17 protein-coding genes are annotated in these 17666 nt (G+C 63.0%); 9 read left to right on the forward strand and 8 right to left on the reverse strand.

Annotation, left to right across the window (positions count from 1 at the left end; translation table 11 throughout):
• Nucleotides 1–124: 124 nt before the first annotated feature.
• Nucleotides 125–1102: a CAP domain-containing protein gene (locus DK391_RS15575; protein ID WP_239482836.1), complete on the reverse strand. Its 978-nt coding sequence runs from the start codon at nt 1100–1102 to the stop codon at nt 125–127.
• Nucleotides 1103–1466: 364 nt separating this feature from the next.
• Between DK391_RS15575 and DK391_RS15580 the strand changes: the two genes are divergently transcribed.
• From DK391_RS15580 to DK391_RS15590, 3 genes are read left to right on the forward strand one after another with little or no spacing between them, the layout of a single operon-like run.
• Complete coding sequence (locus tag DK391_RS15580) at nt 1467–2777, forward strand: FAD-dependent oxidoreductase (RefSeq protein WP_109478865.1); 1311 nt, start codon at nt 1467–1469, stop codon at nt 2775–2777.
• Nucleotides 2774–3571 carry a DUF1365 domain-containing protein gene (locus DK391_RS15585; RefSeq protein ID WP_109478903.1) on the forward strand — a complete coding sequence of 266 codons (798 nt, stop codon included), beginning with the start codon at nt 2774–2776 and terminating at the stop codon, nt 3569–3571. The genes DK391_RS15580 and DK391_RS15585 overlap by 4 nt, the downstream gene beginning before the upstream one ends.
• Before the next feature lie 2 nt (nt 3572–3573).
• Nucleotides 3574–4785, forward strand: coding sequence for a cyclopropane-fatty-acyl-phospholipid synthase family protein (locus tag DK391_RS15590; protein WP_109478866.1), 1212 nt, complete (start codon nt 3574–3576; stop codon nt 4783–4785).
• Between the two features lie 25 nt (nt 4786–4810).
• On the opposite strand, the gene DK391_RS15595 is transcribed toward DK391_RS15590, so the two are convergent.
• The 5 genes from DK391_RS15595 to DK391_RS15615 form a co-directional block, all read right to left on the reverse strand.
• Entirely contained in the window at nt 4811–5431 is a 621-nt protein-coding gene (locus DK391_RS15595; protein ID WP_109478867.1) for a lipocalin family protein, read from the reverse strand.
• Nucleotides 5428–6525, reverse strand: a complete 1098-nt coding sequence (locus tag DK391_RS15600; RefSeq protein ID WP_109478868.1) for a cyclopropane-fatty-acyl-phospholipid synthase family protein — start codon at nt 6523–6525, stop codon at nt 5428–5430. Before DK391_RS15600 ends, DK391_RS15595 begins: the two co-directional genes overlap by 4 nt.
• A 37-nt stretch (nt 6526–6562) precedes the next feature.
• Nucleotides 6563–7342: a DUF1295 domain-containing protein gene (locus tag DK391_RS15605; RefSeq protein WP_109478869.1), complete on the reverse strand. Its 780-nt coding sequence runs from the start codon at nt 7340–7342 to the stop codon at nt 6563–6565.
• Nucleotides 7343–7529: 187 nt separating this feature from the next.
• Nucleotides 7530–8834, reverse strand: coding sequence for an Nramp family divalent metal transporter (locus DK391_RS15610; protein WP_109478870.1), 1305 nt, complete (start codon nt 8832–8834; stop codon nt 7530–7532).
• 107 nt (nt 8835–8941) lie between these two features.
• The gene (locus DK391_RS15615) at nt 8942–9907 is read right to left on the reverse strand and encodes a ferritin-like domain-containing protein (RefSeq protein WP_109478871.1); all 966 of its coding nucleotides are present in this window, start codon (nt 9905–9907) and stop codon (nt 8942–8944) included.
• A gap of 467 nt (nt 9908–10374) precedes the next feature.
• Between DK391_RS15615 and DK391_RS15620 the strand changes: the two genes are divergently transcribed.
• Entirely contained in the window at nt 10375–10977 is a 603-nt protein-coding gene (locus tag DK391_RS15620) for a sigma-70 family RNA polymerase sigma factor (protein WP_239482837.1), read from the forward strand.
• Entirely contained in the window at nt 10974–11693 is a 720-nt protein-coding gene (locus tag DK391_RS15625; protein ID WP_109478873.1) for an anti-sigma factor, read from the forward strand. Before DK391_RS15620 ends, DK391_RS15625 begins: the two co-directional genes overlap by 4 nt.
• A 21-nt stretch (nt 11694–11714) precedes the next feature.
• Here the strand turns inward: DK391_RS15625 and DK391_RS15630 are convergent, their stop codons facing one another.
• Entirely contained in the window at nt 11715–12146 is a 432-nt protein-coding gene (locus DK391_RS15630; RefSeq protein WP_109478874.1) for a hypothetical protein, read from the reverse strand.
• A gap of 196 nt (nt 12147–12342) precedes the next feature.
• On the opposite strand from DK391_RS15630, the gene DK391_RS15635 reads away from it, so the two are divergent.
• The 3 genes from DK391_RS15635 to DK391_RS15645 all read left to right on the forward strand — a co-directional run bounded on the left by DK391_RS15635 (nt 12343) and on the right by DK391_RS15645 (nt 14310).
• Nucleotides 12343–12987, forward strand: coding sequence for a nitroreductase (locus DK391_RS15635; RefSeq protein ID WP_109478875.1), 645 nt, complete (start codon nt 12343–12345; stop codon nt 12985–12987).
• A gap of 31 nt (nt 12988–13018) precedes the next feature.
• Entirely contained in the window at nt 13019–13501 is a 483-nt protein-coding gene (locus DK391_RS15640; RefSeq protein WP_109478876.1) for a hypothetical protein, read from the forward strand.
• A gap of 119 nt (nt 13502–13620) precedes the next feature.
• Nucleotides 13621–14310 carry a MotA/TolQ/ExbB proton channel family protein gene (locus tag DK391_RS15645; RefSeq protein WP_109478877.1) on the forward strand — a complete coding sequence of 230 codons (690 nt, stop codon included), beginning with the start codon at nt 13621–13623 and terminating at the stop codon, nt 14308–14310.
• A 16-nt stretch (nt 14311–14326) separates the two neighbouring features.
• Here DK391_RS15645 and DK391_RS15650 read toward each other — a convergent pair whose 3' ends face one another.
• Complete coding sequence (locus tag DK391_RS15650) at nt 14327–15145, reverse strand: helix-turn-helix transcriptional regulator (protein WP_109478878.1); 819 nt, start codon at nt 15143–15145, stop codon at nt 14327–14329.
• Between the two features lie 223 nt (nt 15146–15368).
• Here DK391_RS15650 and DK391_RS15655 point away from each other — a divergent pair, with 223 nt between their 5' ends.
• Entirely contained in the window at nt 15369–17609 is a 2241-nt protein-coding gene (locus DK391_RS15655; RefSeq protein WP_109478879.1) for a TonB-dependent siderophore receptor, read from the forward strand.
• Nucleotides 17610–17666 lie beyond the last annotated feature (57 nt).

Raw genomic sequence — 17666 nt, forward strand, 5'->3', positions numbered from 1 at the left:
TGTTGTTTGACTGAGGACCATTGGATACCCGCCGAAAAATCACGGCTATCCGACTAATGCGCGATTACTATCCGTTTTTTTTCGAGGCTTGCCGGCGTTGATCCGGCGCGGCGGACAGCTCGTTTCAGTTCGAACCCTGCGCGACGGACAGACGCCCGTCGAGTTTCGGCCGGGTGCGAAATGCCCAACGCAGATCGAAAGGCGCCGTGCCCGTGCGCTGCGTGAGCCGTCCCGTGGCGTGCACGGTGTAAGCCTCGTCGGGGTGCAGCGGCTCCAGCGGCGTGCAGATGCCCGTGTTGCGCGCCTGGTCGGCAGGCGTGAGCGGCGCGATCCGGCAGGCCACTTTCCGGTCGCGCCGGTCTCTGAGTTCGACGGCAGACAGTTCGATATGGGCGCCCGGCCCGCCCGACAGCGTGATCGGATAGCCGAGTGTCTGCCCGCGATAGCGCGAGTCCGGACCCATTGGATCAGGCTGCTCGGCATTGATCCAGGCGACGGGCGCGTCCCGTTGCCCGTCGTAGGGATAGGCGACGAGTTCCGTGTCCGCGAGGCTCGGCGCAATATCGGCGAAATCCACCACGGTCACGGCGCTGCGGCCGACCAGCGACGCTTCGCCCGCCCGCGCCCAGTCGAAGAAGATCGCGCCGCGATGATAAGGCGACGCGAAGATGTCTTCGATGGGGAGATCGACGGGCCTCGGGCCGCCGAACACCGCCAGCACCTCGCTCGCGCCATAGGCGGGCGTATGCAGCCTGACGCGCGTGATCACGTCGCTGCCCGTGAAGCCGGGCTTGCCTTCGATCTCGTCGTGCGTGCCCACGCCGTTCACGTCGAGATAGCGGGCGTGAGCCGCCGCGGCAGCGGCCAGATTCTCGTCGGCGCTGATGATGGGCAGGCCGACCTCTTCGCGGCGCGCGTTCACGTAGTCGATGGCCGTCATCGCGCCGAGCCTGACAGCCGCCGACGGTCCCGGCGCGTGGCGCAGCGTCACGGCAGGCCCGGTGTAAGCGGGTTCGGCCCTCTCGGTTTTGACGGTCTTGCTGGCGCAGCCGCCGAGCACAGCCATCGCGAGGATGGTGGCTCCAATTTTTATTATGCGCATTGATGGTTTTGCAGATCCAACGGGTCACGTCGCGTTATCGGCCCGGAACGGAAAAAGTTGAGGGTGAGCCGAGCGCGGGCGCGACCTGCCGACGGAAATGGCAGCGTCCCATTCCTGTTCCATTTCCGCGTGCCATATCCGGTTATATTTTTTGCAGGTCAGGCACTCCGGGCGTTAGCGCGACGCCATGCTCGCGAGGCGCCGCGCGACGACGCGGGTGTCCATGCACACTGCGTAAAAGCGCATCAGGGAGAACAACGCCCGCACGGCTGCATCCGTCTGCTGCTCACGTGCGTAGAAGGGGAATTGACGCGCCGCTGTTCCTATCCTGTTCTGTCGGCGCGTCGCTGATGGAGATCATCCAATGGATGTGCAGACGGCCACCCATGCCACGCGTCCCATGCCCGCAGGCAGCCGCGTCGCCGTGATCGGCGCGGGCATCGCCGGGATGGCGAGCGCGTATCTGCTGGCTCGCCGTCATCGCGTCACCCTGTACGAAGCGGCCCCGCGTGTGGGCGGCCATACCAATACCGTCGACGTCGAACTGGACGGCCTGTCTCATCCCGTCGATACCGGCTTTCTCGTCTTCAACGACCGCACCTATCCCAACCTGATCGCACTGTTCGACGAGCTCGGCGTCGCGTCGTACGAAAGCGCGATGACCTTTTCCGTCTCGCTCGACCAGGGGCGGCTGGAGTGGGCAGGCACGAGCCTGAACACCGTATTCGCGCAAAGGCGCAACGTGATGTCGCCCAGCTTCCTTTCGATGTTGCGCGACATCCTGCGTTTCAATTCGGCGGCTGAAATGCATCTCGAAGCCGCGTCCGCGAGCGGCTGTTCGGTCGGCGAACTGCTCACGGCGGGCCAGTACGGCGATCCCTTTCGACAACATTACCTGCTGCCGATGGCCGCGGCGATCTGGTCGTGCGGGACCTCCGATGTGCTGCGCTTCCCCGCCGCGACGTTTTTGCGCTTCTGCCTGAATCATGCGCTGCTACAGGTGAATCGCCGGCCTTGCTGGCGAACCGTCGCAGGCGGCGCGCGCGAGTATGTGCGCCGGATCGTCGCCACGCTCGACGACGTGCGCACGAACGCACGCGTGCTCGCGGTGCGGCGGGAGAGTGACGGCGTGCAGATCGTGAGCGGATCGGGATGCGAACGCTACGACGCGGTGATCTTCGCTACCCACGCGCCCGACACGCTGCGCCTGCTCGACGATGCTTCGCCGCACGAACGCGATGTACTCGGCGCGGTTCGCTACCAGCCCAACGTCGCGTGGCTGCATACCGACATCGGCTTGCTGCCGCGTCGCGAGCGCATCTGGTCGGCGTGGAACTACGTGTCGCCACTGGGTGTAGACAGCATGCGCCCGGTGTGCGTGAGCTATCTGATCAACCGTCTGCAGCCGTTGCCCTTCCGGCGGCCCGTGATCGTGACGCTCAATCCGCCACGTCCGCCTGCGCCCGGCACGGCATTGCAGCGCTTCGACTACGATCATCCTCTGCTCGACGGTCCCGCAGTGGCAGCGCAAAGTCGCCTCGCATCGTTGCAGGGCGCGCAACGCAGCTGGTTTGCAGGCGCGTGGACAGGTTACGGCTTTCACGAAGACGGCCTGAAGTCGGCGCTGCGCGTGGCCCGCGACTTCGGCGTCGAACCCGCATGGTCCGTGCGATGAACCGCGCCTCGTCCGCTCCCGCCGCCTGGCTGATGTGTGGGCATGTGATGCACGAGCGGCTGCGTCCCGTGCGTCACCGCTTTGTGTATCCCGTGTTCTGCGTGCGTGTCGATCTCGCGCGGCTCGATGCGTTGCGTGGCTGGTGGTTCGGGATCGATCGCTTGCGTCCGTTGAGCCTGATGACGCGCGATTACGGTGCATGCGACGGCACGCCGCTGCACGCATGGATGCGCGCCCAGCTCGCCGACGCGGGCATCGATCTCGACGGCGGCACCATCTGGTTGCAGACCTTTCCGCGCGTGTTCGGCTACGCGTTCAATCCCGTCAGTTTCTGGCTGTGTCACGACCGCGACGGCAATCTGCGCGCGTTGCTTGCCGAGGTACGCAACACCTTCGGGCAGCGCCATTCGTACCTGCTCAAAGCACGCGACAACGGACCCATCGATGCCAACACCGAACTCGATTGCACGAAGCGCCTGCATGTATCGCCGTTCTGCAGCGTCGAAGGGCATTACGCGTTCTGCATCCGTGAGAGCGCGAGCGGGTCCGCGATATCGATCGATTATCACGATCATCAGGGCCTTCTGATTCGCACCGCCATTTCGCTCGACAGGCGCCCGCTGACTCGCACGCGCGCGTTGCGCGCACTCGCGCGGCAACCGCTGCTCACTATCGGCGTGATCGTGCGTATTCATTGGCAAGCGCTGCGCCTGTGGCTCAGAAAAGTGCCTTTCTACGGTAGCCAACCACCCTCGCCTCACTCGCGTCCAACAACAATCAACGAGGAATCGTAACCATGACGTTTCTGCGCGCCTTTTACGCTGCGGGCGGTGCGCCCGCCTTCGCCCGCCTGTTTCTCGCCATGCTGGGACGTCTGCGCACGGGCCATCTCGTGCTGACGACGCCGGATGGCCAGCAACGGGTGTTCGGCGATCCGCATGCACAGCCTGGCGCGCAACTGATCCTGTACGACTGGCGCGCGTGCCGCGCGATCCTGCAGGCGGGCGACATCGGCTTTGCGGAAGCGTATCGCGCAGAGTGGCTCTATACGCCCGACATCGCCGCGCTGTTGCGGCTCGCCATGCGCAATGAAGCCGCTGTACGACGCACGGTGGTTGGGAGTGCGCCGGCGCGTCTCTTTTATGGTCTGCGCCACTGGCTGCGCCCCAATACACGACGCGGCAGCCAGCGTAACGTGCATGCGCATTACGATCTCGGCAATCCGTTTTACTCACTCTGGCTCGATGCGAGCATGACCTATTCGAGCGCGCTGTTCGAAAACGACGCTGCCCTTACGCTTGAAGAAGCACAGACGGCGAAGTACCAGCGTATCGTCGATGAGTTGCGCTTGCGCGCGGGCATGCGCGTGCTGGAAATCGGTTGCGGCTGGGGCGGCTTCGCGATGCATGCGGCGCGCCTCGGTATCCGCGTGCATGGCGTGACGGTTTCTCCCGCCCAGTACGAATGGGCGCGCGAACGCGTCGCGAGCGCCGGACTCGGCGATCTCGTCACGATCGAACTGCGCGACTACCGCGATTTGCACGGCATTTACGATGCAGCCGTATCGATTGAAATGTTCGAAGCCGTGGGCGCGCGTTACTGGCACACCTATTTCGCTACACTGAACCGCTTGCTGACGCCGGGCGCGCGTGCGCTCATCCAGTCGATCACCATCGACGACACACGCTTTGCTGCTTACAGGTCTTCCAGCGATTTCATCCGCGAGTACATTTTTCCGGGCGGCATGCTGCCCAGTCCGCAGCGCTTTCAGGCTGCAGCGAAACGCGCGGGAATGGAGTGCGCCGAATCGCTGTCGTTCGGTCCGGACTATGCGCGCACGTTGCAGTGCTGGCACGCGCGCTTCGAATCGAATCTCGATGCCGTGCGCGCACTCGGCTTCGATGATCTGTTCATCCGTACGTGGCGGCTCTATTTTGCGTTTTGCGAAGCGGGCTTTCTCGAAGCGCGCACGGATGTGAGGCAGTTCGTTCTCACCGCCAAGGCGTGACGTACAGGCGGGCAATGCATCGGGATCAATCGCGTTGCTGCAGAAAACCTGGCTTGCCGATCTGCTCCGGATGCTGCGGTACACGGCGAAAACGTGATGCGTCGAAGCCCATTGCATCGAAGCGCGCGAGTAGCGAACGGTACACGTCATCGCTCATATCCGGCTCGCGCGAGAAGACCCAGCCGAGGCTTTTATCCGGCACGCCGAGCAGCGTGTAACGGTATTGATCGTCGACATACAGCGTCAGTTGCGTCACATGAACCGGCCAGAAGAGGCGCACTTTCCATTCGCCGTTGCCGCTGTCCGGCACGACAGTATCGACGAAATGAAACTTCGACGGCGATGCGTCGAATGACTTCGAATGCGCGGTATAGCGGTCGTCGATCTTGCCGTCTTCGCGCAGCGACCAGTCCGTATAACTGCCAACGTACTTGTTTTCGAGGAAATACGGAATGATCGCGATCACGTACCAGCGCCCCATGTAGCGCGGCAGATCGATGCTTGCGGGTTTAAGCGGCACATCGGCGCGTGTACTGGAACTGGCCGAACTGGCAGGCGACTGCGAGCACGCCGACACGATGAATACCGCTGCAGCAGTCAAGGCCAGCACCCATGCAAATCGCGCACGTAAAGTCGAGGCATTCATCGTTTGTCGAACCGATAATGTGCAACGCCCCATTCGCTGCCACGCGCGTAGCCGAAGAGTTCAGCCACCGCCATATAGAACATCCGCCAGCGCTGGAACCAGAGTTGTGCGTCTGCGACGCCGTATGCAAGCGCGAGTTCCGGCAGCACGCGCGCACGCGCCTGATCGAGATTCGTCAGCCACTGCCTTGCCGTGCGTGCGTAATGCTCGCCACCTATCCACCATTGCTCGTCGATGCGCAGATCGTTCTGAAAGTGCTGCAACAATGCTTCCGACGGCATGGTGCCGCCGGTGAAGAAGTACTTCGACATCCAGTCCGTCGCGTCACGCGCCTGAAAGTGATACGCGAGGGTTCGATGCGCAAAGACGTGAACGAACAGCTTGCCGTCGGCATGCATCCAGCGCGCGATGCGTTCCAGCAGCAGGCCGTAGTTCTTCATATGCTCGAACATCTCGACCGAGAGCACGCGATCGAACTGACCGCCGCGCAGCGTATTGCCAAATTCGAACTGAACGACATTGCCCGTTTCGACCTTCAGATTGCGGATGCCTGCAGAAGCCGCCCGCGCCTCGATGAACTCGCGCTGGCTGCGCGAGTTCGACAGCGCCACGATCTCCGCGTTTGGATAGTGCGTTGCCAGCCACAGCGCAAGCGCGCCCCATCCGCAACCGAGATCGAGTATGCGTTGACCGTCTTCGATCTGTGCCCGCTCCGCGCAGAGCGCGAGCATGGCCTCTTCCGCTTGCGCGAGCGTCTCGTCGCCGCGTGGATACAGGCAGCACGAATACTTCAGTTGCGGACCAAGATGCGCTTCGAAGAATGAAGGCGGCAACTCATAGTGTTGCGTGTTGGCGGCGTCCGTCTCGATTGCAATGGGACTGGCGTGCAACTCGTCGAGCAGCGTATGCAAACGCTGCGAACGAAGTGCTTCGTCGGATACCCCTTCTTCGATCAGGCGCTGCCGCATCAGGCGACGCATGCCGAGACGGATCACGCTGTCGGGTATCCAGCCGCGCTCGCATGCATGGATCAGCCAGCCATCGTCGGCATCCAGTGTGTTGTGCATCGAAGATCGGGTGGCCGTGTAGGTCATGGCGGGTATCGTCCGGATGTGCTGCACATAATTGAGGTTAGCCGCGCCGAGGCGGCCACGGTATCAACGCACTTGTATCGCGCATATAGTCGGCGTAGCCGGGGCGCGAATGGATCAAATGCGCTTCGAGCATCGGTACGCCCGAGAGCTTCAACAGCAGCCATGCCATCAGCACTGGCGGAAGCAGCGTGAGCCAGACCCACGGCGAACCCATCGCGAGTGCGATATACGCGACCCAGTGCAGGCATTCGAAGAAATAATTCGGATGACGTGAATAGCGCCACAAACCAACGCGGCACACAGTACCCTTGTTCGCAGGATCGGCGATAAAGCGCCTCAACTGGCTGTCCGCTGCCGCCTCGCCGACAATCGACGCAAGCCAGATCAGCACGGCCATCAAGGCCCACGCGGCAGACGGCCGTTCTGCACGCCATGCAGGCACGGCGAACGCGAGCGACAGCACCATCGATATGAACGTCTGAAACTCCAGGAACCAGAACATCTTTCGCCCCGCCTGCGCGCCCCATTGCTCGCGAAAGCGGTGATAACGCGGATCTTCCGGCTTGCCCGCATTGCGGCGCCACAGATGCCAGCCGAGCCGCGCGCCCCAGATCCCGCCGCCTGCTGCAACCAGCACGCGCGCAAGCGGATCGCCTTCGCTCACCACGCCGTAGAACACGGCAATAGCGCCTAGCGAGAATGCCCAAATCGGGTCGATCATGCCCGCGTTCGCGCTTCTCAGTTGCCACGCCCAGAAGGCCGCGAACAAGACGACCAGCGCGCAGAACGCAATCGCCGCGGCGGTTGCAGGCGACATCACAACTCCTTGTCACATGAATCAAATTCGGCAGACACACCGTTCACAGGTTATACGGGCGACGACCGCAAACGGATGCATCGCGCCTTCCAAGTGGGCAAACGGCGTGCCCTGCGACGCATATGTCGCGGATTTGAATCAGTTCGACTGGTTTCGAGCCTCGTTTGAAAGCGCACGACGCACGCGATCAACCACCCGACGCCTGGACAATCAGCACGATGTTCAGGCTCAGCACGATAGCCGTGCAGATGAGCGCACCCGCGTTGGTGATCCTGCTATTGCAGTAACGCCCCATCAGCGTGGTCCGCGAAGTGAACCAGACCAGTGCGATCATCGGCACGGGCAACGCGACACTCAACGCGACCTGGCTCAACACCAGCGCGCGCGTCGCGTCGACACCCGACGCGACCACGGCAAACGCAGGCACCATCGTCACGAGCCGTCGAACCCAGAGCGGAATATGAAACCCGACAAAACCCTGCATGATCATCTGCCCCGCCATCGTGCCCACCACGGAACTCGAGATACCCGACGCAATCAACGCGGCGAGGAAGAACCCGGCCGCGGCAGTGCCGAGCAGCGGCGTGAGCGTGCGCCACGCGGTTTCGATGCTCGCGATGTCCGGGCTACCCTGATGAAACGCGCCCGACGCCATCACGACCATCGCCATGTTGATGAGACCTGCTGCGCCGAGCGCCACGACCACTTCGATATTCGAGAACTTCAGCAAGGCCGTCCGTTCGCGGTCATTGCGCGCCGCGATGCGGTTTTGCATCAGCCCCGAATGCAGAAACAGCACATGCGGCATCACGGTCGCGCCGACGATGCCCACGGCGAGCGTCAACGCGGTGCTGTCGGGAATGCCCGGCGTGACGGCATGGTGAGCCAGCGCCGGCCAGTTCACCTGTGTCATCGTCAGTTCCGCGACGTACGACAGCCCGATCACGCCGACCAGCGCCGCAATCATCAGTTCGAGCGGACGAAAGCCGCGCTTCTCGAACTGCAGCAGGCTGTATGTCACGGCGGCGGTGATGCACATGGCAGGCAACATCGGCAGATGGCACAGCAGCGAGACGCCAATCGAGCCGCCCGTGAATTCGGCCAGATCCGTCGCCATCGCCGCGATTTCGCTGATGATCCACATCGCGATCACCCAGCGCCGCGGCAGGCTGTCGCGACACAACTCCGCCAGGTTGCGCCCGGTGACGAGCCCCAGTTTCGCCGATAGCGACTGAAACAGCATCGCGATGAGATTCGACAACACGACCACCCAAAGCAGCGCGTAGCCGTAGCGCGCGCCCGCCTGAATGTTGGTGGCGAAGTTGCCGGGATCGATATAGGCAATCGACGCGACGATGGCCGGCCCGGCGAAAGCGAGCATCGCGCGCGGTCCGCGTTGCGTGCCGGCGAGAGCCGCGTGCATCGTCGTGCGCGAGCGTTCGGTGAGTGAGGGTGAAGGTGAAACGACAGTCTGAACGGCGGTTCTGTTCATTCACGGCTCCTGTGTGCCGTCGCGGGCACGAGACAGCGCGCAAAAGGACAGCGGGCGCAAACTGCATGCCGCCCGCTGCGGACAAGCCACACACACACGCGTTGTATTCAGGCGCTCATGTTGAGCGTGCCGTTCACCCCGTTTGGAAAGAAGCCGCCTTTCATCGCGGCGGAACTGGTCAGATACACGATGTTCAGCACGTTGGCGTAGTTGCGGCTGAACGCCAGCCCGTTGCCATCGAGCGGAACGATGTTGGATGTGCCTGCCGTCGTGCCTGATATGCCCTGATCGTCGTGGCCATTGTTGTCGATGCTGTCGCGCGCGGCCGAAATGGCGTTGGCCGCCGATACCAGACTCGTCATGTCGATGCCTTTCGCGTACAGCGTCGTGCGCACCAGCCCGGCGTGATACGCCTCGGCCGCGAGTATGCCCGCCGCCGCCTCCAGGAACGTCTTGTTCGTGATGAGCGGCGATGCGCCCTTGTAGGCGGTGACGCCCACGTCTTCGAAGATGAATGCGCCCAGCAGAAAGTTGTTGTCGCTTGCGTACGGATTGAACGCGGTGCCCGCACCGACCAGCCCCGCCGCGCGGGCCGCATTGGAGAACGCCCCGTTCGGATCCGTGCCGCCGATATCGATCGCGGGCTGCGCGACAGCCGCCGAACCCAGCGCGCTGCGCAGAAAGGTCACGTGCTCGCGCTCGTCGTTCGCGATCTCATTGGCGTAAGCCTTGACGAGCGGATCTTGAAACGACACCTGCTGTCCGGCAATCACGCTGCCCATCGTTCCGACGCCCGTGGTCATCGAGGCAGGCAATCCCGCGCCCGTCGTCGCATAGCTATAGAACTGCGATTCGAGGTATTCGAGGTTGAGCGCGAAGTTGAGAATCTCCGCGTCGGTCGGTGCGGATGCCGCGCCCGCGTTGTTGCCCGATCCTCCTCCGCATGCGCTGATCAACGTGCCGCCAACCAGGCCGAGACCCAGACCACCCGCGTTTCTGAAGAACTGTCGCCGGTTCCGGCGGCGCTCGGCGCGGCGGTCGAACGTCTCGATGAGTGCTTTCGCATCTGACATGATCCTGCTCCTTGCGAGGTTCGAATGAACTCATGCAGCGACGGGCGTGAGCATGCCTTGCGGGCCGCAAGCCAGCGTGCGAGCGTTGCATGGACGGGAGACACGGACGGGTCATGACAGGCAACGGTCGCGTCTTCATCTGCATTACGACGCAAACGATTGCGTGGATGCAGCGCGCTGCAACTTTATTAATTCGACCTGCAGAAAGAATCACTTGCTCGCAAAGCCGCTCCTGCAAATCTGACTATCTTCAGTTCAGTTCAACGCGTGAGATCCGGTAATGGTGAAGCTGAATGCATCCACAAGACCGGTCACAACGTAAAAAGGAAAGCGATTCGACTTTGACTGCGATCCAGGAGATCCCGATGGCCTCGCCACTATCCGCTGGCAATACGGTACTGGAAACGCATTGCGCTGCTACACTATGCGCACGAAGGCATACCTCGTACGGCCAGCCCGGGTGGAACATGTCGTCACGGCAAGCAAAGGATCTGCACGAAGCATCGAGTCCGTTCACGCCTTCGGATACCGCCGGGCGCGACGAGCTCGACCGTCTGCTGTCGGCCGTTGCGTTGCGCGACCGCGCTGCATTTGAAACGCTCTATCGCCGCACGTCGCCGAAGATCTTTGCTATTTGCATCAAGGTGCTGCGCGACCGCTCCGAAGCCGAAGACACGCTTCAGGATGTGTACGTCACGGCCTGGAACCAGGCAGCCAGCTTCAATCCCCAACTCGCCAGCGCGCTCACGTGGCTCGGCACGATCGCCCGCAATCGCGCGATCGATCGCATCAGGCGCCGCCGCACGCAGCCTCTGGACGAAGCCTCCGCCGAAGAAATCGTCGACGAATCGCCCACGCCCGCCGCTCTCGCGCAACTCAGCGAAGAGCGGCAGCGGCTCGAATTGTGTCTTCAGGCGTTACCGGACACGCAGAGAAACGTTGTGCGTGAAGCGTTCTTTACAGGCTTGTCGTATGCCGAACTCGCCGCGCGCATGAGCGTTCCGCTAGGCACCATGAAAAGCTGGATCCGGCGCAGCCTGATGCAGTTGAAAACCTGTCTGGAACGATGAACACGCCCGCCTCCCCCGACGACAACGACCTTCGCTGCGCGGAGTACATCCTGGGCGTGCTCAGTGAGGACGAACGCCGCGAGATCGAACTTGCGCTGCAGCAGGAGCCGGATATGGTCGCCTCGCTCGCGCGCTGGAACGCGCGCCTGATGCCGCTGATCGAAGACGTCCGCGAGGTGGTTCCGCCGTCCTGGCTCTGGGAACGTCTGCAATCCCAACTAGGCTGGCCGCAGGCGGCGCGCCGCACGGGGCTGTGGAACAGCCTTGCGTTCTGGCGCTGGACGGGGCTGACATCGGTGGTGGCCGTGGCCGTGCTTGCCGTCGTGCTGACGCGTACGGCGTCGGTGCAGAACACGGGAACGCCGCCAGCCGGCACGCAATATCTCGTCGCGACGCTCGCCCGCCAGGGCGGCGGCGCTGGCTGGACAGCGACCATGGACGCACAACTCGCGCAGATCGTGATCGTGCCGCCTGCCGGCTTCACCGTGGCCGCGAATCAGTCGACCGAAATGTGGCTGATTCCCGCAGGCGAGAAGCCTGTCTCGCTCGGTGTGATCGACGCGCAGCATGCCACCGTCGTCCATGTCGCGCAGGCGCAGCTTCAGGCACTCGGCCCACAGGCGACGCTCGCGGTATCGCTCGAACCGCACGGTGGATCGCCGACGGGACAACCCACCGGGCCCGTGCTCGCGGCGGGCCATCCGGAGAAAATCTGAAGCGGTGCGGCGCACGCGCCGTCAGTGGTATATCGACTTCGACGACTGAAGCTTCGTCAGCACGCCGCGTTCGAACCGGAACCAGCCTTGCGTGCCCTGCATGACGACTTCATCGCCTTGCCAGAACACGCGCCTGATCGTCATTGGCCTGCCCGCGCGCTGCACCAGCGGCGGACGGCGCCGGAAGTCGTACAGCACAGGACCGGGGTCGGTCTGTACCAGCATGCGCGTAATCGAGTCGTCTGCGCCGCCTGCGTCGTCGAAATGCGTCAGCGCCTTCGCGCCGAAGCGATCGAAGCCCTGCGTGTCGAGCGTCGCGACGAATTCGCCGTTCGCACGCGTAAATGCCAAGGTGCCCGCGGGTGTCGTGAATGGCCCCGGTGCGCTGCTTTGCGCGTGCGCGCAAGCGGCAAAGGCGATCGCCGCGAGCGCGGCCAGCCAGTGTCCTCTCATGTTCTGATCCTGATTCAAGCGTCGCTTCTATGACGTGGTGCCGTCATTGGATGACGGCATTGTCGGCAATTTCCTGCGATGCGTCGAGGGCGTGAAGATCGCTATGCCCATTCCATCTAAATGCGAATCATTTGCATTTAGATGGAATTCGTAGCATCATAGCTTCACCGCAGCCATGCTCTACCCAGCCCGCTCCATGAACTCAGCTTCGCTTGCAGCCAACGCCAAACACACGACGCCCGACAACGCGCAGCATGCCGTCGACCTTCTGCTGTCGCGGCGCTCGCACTGGCCCTTGTCCGAACCGGCACCGGATCAGCAACACCTCGAACGCATCTTCGACGCAGCCATGCGCGCGCCAGATCATGGCCGTCTGCGTCCGCAGCGCTTTGTCGTGATTCGCGGCGAGGCGCGCCACGCATTCGGCGAGCTGCTCGTCGATCTGGCCGCGGCGCGCAATCCCGGCGATCCGCGCAGTGCCCATGCGCATCGCCGCCAGCGTGCCATGGCGGCGCCGCTGATCGTCGCGCTTGCCGCTGTCATCGATGGGAACTCGTCGGTGCCGGAACTGGAGCAGTTGCTGTGCGCGGGCGCTGCCGCCATGAACATGCTCAACGTGATCCATCTGTACGGCTACGGCGGCTTCTGGGCGACGGGTATCGACACCTACGAGCCAGCCATGCATCGCGCGCTCGGTCTGGATGCGAACGAGCGCCTGCTCGGTTTCCTGTTCGTCGGCACGCCGGCGAACGACAAGGAAAACCAGCCGTCGCAACGTCCATCCAGCGATGCTTACGTGCGTGAATGGCAACCCTTCGAGCACGCCGCCGCGCCGGCCTGACCCGCGCGGCCCTGATTCCGTCGAGGACACGATGAACAACTATCCGGCCTTTGCCCTGCGTGAAGCTTCGCTCAGCGAAGACGCCTTCGCCCACTATCCGGATGCGAGCGAGCAACTGGTATTGAACGCCGTGCGCATCTGGTTCCGGCCACGCTGCGATTCCGTGCGCCAGGGGCAGCACTGGCGCGATGTGCTCGCCGATGCGGGTCTGGCCATCGCCGGCCTCGACTGCTTCGACATGATGATGCACGCGCTGCTGCATGCATCGCATCGTCCGCTGGACACGCGCTGCCGTTGCGCATCCGATATCGCCAGCGACGAGGCGTCGTTGCTGCAGACGCTGGCCTATCTGCAATCGACGGATTCTTCTGCCGCGACCGATCTTCTAAATCAGTGGCTTCCTTCCGCGTCGGTCGGCCACACGCTCAAGGTGATGCGCTGGTTTGCGCTGAATCTGCTGAATGCCGGCATCGTGGTGCGTTCACGCGTGCGGCGGGTCGCCTATATGCATTGACGTTCGCCCTCGATGCCTTCGCTTGTGGAGACGCACCGCGCCTTGCGCTGAATCATCACGTGGTTCGCGCTACGATGCGACAGTAGCGCGTGCGACGGATGCGCAAGAGGAGAACGGGCATGCAGCACTATGGCTTCGCAAACGTCTGGCAGCAAGGCGATTTCGTGACTCGCGCCATTCTGATTGCGCTCACGCTAATGTCGCTGCTTTCGTGGGCAGTCATCGTTCTGAAACTATGGAACGTGATGCGGCTGCGGCGTATCGCGCGCGCGACGGAGCGTTCGTTCTGGCACGCGGGCAATCTCGACGCCGGTCTGCATCAGTTAGGCCGCGACGACTCGGAATATTCCGGCAACGTGCTGCTCGCGCTCGCACTGTCCGGCAAGGAAGCCGTCGAGCATCACCAGAACACGCAGCCGAACCTGCAACATTCGATGGATATCTCCGAGTGGGTCACGCGCTGCCTGAAAGACACCATGGACGATATCGTCACGCGTTTGCAAACGGGCCTGACGGTGCTCGCTTCGATCGGCAGCACGGCGCCGTTCGTCGGGCTGTTCGGCACGGTGTGGGGCATTTATCACGCGCTGATCGCGATCGGCTATACGGGTCAGGCGAGCATCGATCAGGTGGCGGGTCCTGTCGGCGAATCGCTGATCATGACGGCCTTCGGGCTGTTCGTCGCGATCCCTGCCGTGCTCGGCTACAACGCGCTGACGCGCGCCAACAAGGCATTGTCCACGCAACTCAACCGCTTCGCGCACGGCATCCATGCGTACTTCGTGACGGGCGCGCGGCCGGCGGCATGAACCACGGGCGCGGCTGCTACGAAGCTTCCAGCCGCCGCAAATAACGCTGCGGCGTATCGCCCAGCGTCTTCCTGAACATCGAGATGAACGCGCTCGCGCTCTGATAGCCGAGTTCGCTGGCGATCGTCGAAACGGGCACGTCGAGCGCGAGCTTGGCCATCGCTTCGACCAGTCGAAGCTGCTGACGCCATTGCCCAAAGCTCAGCCCCGTCTCTTCCCTGAAAAGCCGCGCGAGCGTGCGCACGCTCGCACCGACGCGCTCGCTCCAGACTTCGATGGTGTCGTTGTTCTGCGGATACGACAGCAACTCTTCGCAAATCGCGCGCAGCCGCCGGTCCTGCGGCAACGGCAACGTGCCGCTCGTCAGCGTCGGTGCTTGGGACAGGTCGAGCAGCAGCAGCGACATCGCCAGCGTCGAGCGCTGATCGTCTGCTTCGATATGCCCGGCCAGCGCCGTGACCAGCGCATCGAGCAACTGGCCGATCTTCAACACCCGGCACTGCGTCCATTGCGCGACGGTTGCGTTCGCGCCCGGCGCGACCCACGCGCTCCGCACGACGACCGCGCCAATCGCGTGCAGTTCGTGCGGCACGGCCGGCGGCAGCCAGATGCCGTGATACGGCGGCAAGGTCCACATGCCCGCGGGCGTCAGCACACGCAGCACGCCACGCGTCACGTAGACCATCTGCGCCTCTTCGTGCGCGTGCCAGACCTCGCGGAAACCATTCTCGTATTCCCACGCGCTGGCGATCACGGGCGAGCCTTGCGCAGCCTGATTGACGGTGTAGCGTCGCCGCCAGACAGGATTCACATTCTCGATTTCGGCTGGTTTCATCGAATTTGGGCAAAAGGTTGACCGGTTTGCGATATAGGTTGGCAATACAGGGCAAACCGGTCGATCGTATCCTTGCTGCATATCACCGCGCGCTTGAGGTGATACCGTTTTCAGGTAGTAATGATTCTCATTCTCTCACGTTCTGCCGACGCGACCATCGTTCCGGCGGGATGAGATGCGCGCGGGCCAGGCCACTTTTGATATGACAGCGAGTTAAACGGGGATGCAAACCACACGACCTTGCCCGCAAAAAACGGGCACACGCCTTGGCAGGACTTCGCGCAACCGCCGCGCATTCAGGCTTTCGATCATCGCCACGGCATGTCTGCTGGTCAGCGCGGCGCATGCGCAGACGGCAGGCAGCACATCGGGAAACATGTCGGGCAGCACGTCCACGGATCCCAACGCGCAGCAGACGCTGCCCGCCGTGCAGGTAGCCGGCGAGCGCGAGGCCGAAACGGCGACCAGCCCCGTGCAGGGCTACGTCGCGAAACGCAGCGCGACAGGCACCAAGACCGACACGCCGATCATCGAAACACCGCAGTCGATCTCCGTGATCACCGCCGACCAGATCCAGGCGCAAGCCGCGCAAACCGTCGGCCAGGCGTTGCGTTACTCGCCCGGCGTGATCGGCGAGCAATTCGGCGGGCTCGATACCACCGTCGATTACTACGTGGTGCGTGGCTTTCCGAACCAGTTTCCGTTTATCGACGGACTCTCGACCGAGCCCTTCTTCACGCTGCTCGCGCCCGCCGTGGACCCATACGGACTCGAACGCATCGACGTGCTGCGCGGCCCGTCTTCCGTGCTGTACGGCCAGAACATTCCGGGCGGCATGATCAATCTCGTGACCAAGCGTCCGACGGATGTGCCTTTCCATGAAGTGTCGTTCGGCGTCGGCAATTACGGCACCGTGGATGGCCGCTTCGACATGGGCGGCCCACTGTCGAAAGACGGCACCGTGCTGTATCGGCTGACGGGCGACGCGAGCACGGGCGGCTCGCAGGTCGACTATCAGACCGACAAGCGTTTTTTCATCGCACCGGCGATCACATGGAAGCCGTCCGCCGATACGACCTTCACGCTGCTCTCGCATTTCAGCTATCGCAACAGCAGCAATCCAACCGTGGATCTGCCCGCGACAGGCACGCTGTATCCCGGCCCGAACGGCGCGAAGATCAGCACCAGCCTGTTCGATGGCGAGCCCAATTTCAACGAGGTCCGGCGCACGGAAGCCGCGATCGGTTACGAGTTCGAGCATCGTTTCAACGAGATCGTGACCGTGCGGCAGAACCTGCGCTACACGCACGTCAATCTCGACAAGGATGTCGTAGGCAACGCCGGTCTCGAAGACGACCTGATGACAATGGACCGCTACGCGTTCGACGCGAAAGCCAGTTCCGATGTCTTCACCGTCGACAACCAGGCGCAGTTCAAGTTTGCGACCGGGCCGCTGCAACACACGGCGCTGGTCGGCGTGGATTACGTGCATTCGATCGACCGCTGGGCCGAGAACGATGCCACCGATGTCCCTTCGCTGAACCTCTACAACCCGGTCTACGGCGGACCGATCACGCTCGGCGGCGTGGACTACAGCGTCGAGCATCATCTCGATCAGGTCGGCGTGTATGCGCAGGACCAGATCCGCTTCGGCAAGCTGGTGGCCACACTCGGCGTGCGTCAGGACTGGGCCAGCACTGACGAGTTCGACCGCATCGCCGGCGTCACCGACCAGAGCAATAGCGAGAAGCGCTTCACGTATCGCGCGGGTCTCGTCTATCTGTTCGACAGCGGTATCGCGCCGTATGTCAGCTACGCGACCTCGTTCCAGCCCGGTCTCGGCACCACCTTCGACGGCTCGGCGCTCAAGCCGACCACGGGCCAGAGCGTCGAAGTGGGTGTGAAGTATCAGCCGCCCGGCCAGAAGAGCTTCGCGATGCTGTCGCTCTACAACACGCTGCAAAAGAACGTCACCGAACCGGACTTCGATCACCCGGACGGCAACTTCGTCGTGCAGACGGGCGCACAGCGCGTAAAAGGCATCGAGCTTTCCGGTGTCGCCGATCTCGGAGCGGGTCTGAGCATGACGGCCGCCTATACGTACATGGACGGCACGATCACGCAGAGCGATCAGGGCTACACGGGCAACCAGGCCGCGAACGTGCCGCACAACATGGCAAGCCTGTGGCTCGACAAGACCTTCCAGCAGGGCTGGTACAAGGGCTTCGGCATCGGCGCGGGTGTGCGCTACATCGGCCCGCAATACGGCGATCAGGCGAACGACGTGAAGATGCCGTCCGTCACGCTGGTCGATGCAGCCGTGCACTACGACATCGATCACTGGAAGTTCTCGATCAACGCGCAGAATCTGTTCGACCGTGTGTACGTGAATTGCCAGAGCACGAACTACTGCGCGTATGGCTTGCGGCGCAGCGTGCTGGGCCGCGCGACTTACCAGTGGTGACGCAGTAGTACTACTCTAAACAACAAAAACGGATCGATGCGGATGCGCGCGTGAAGC

The organism is Paraburkholderia sp. C35 (genome assembly GCF_003121405.1).
In the GTDB taxonomy this organism is placed as follows: domain Bacteria; phylum Pseudomonadota; class Gammaproteobacteria; order Burkholderiales; family Burkholderiaceae; genus Paraburkholderia.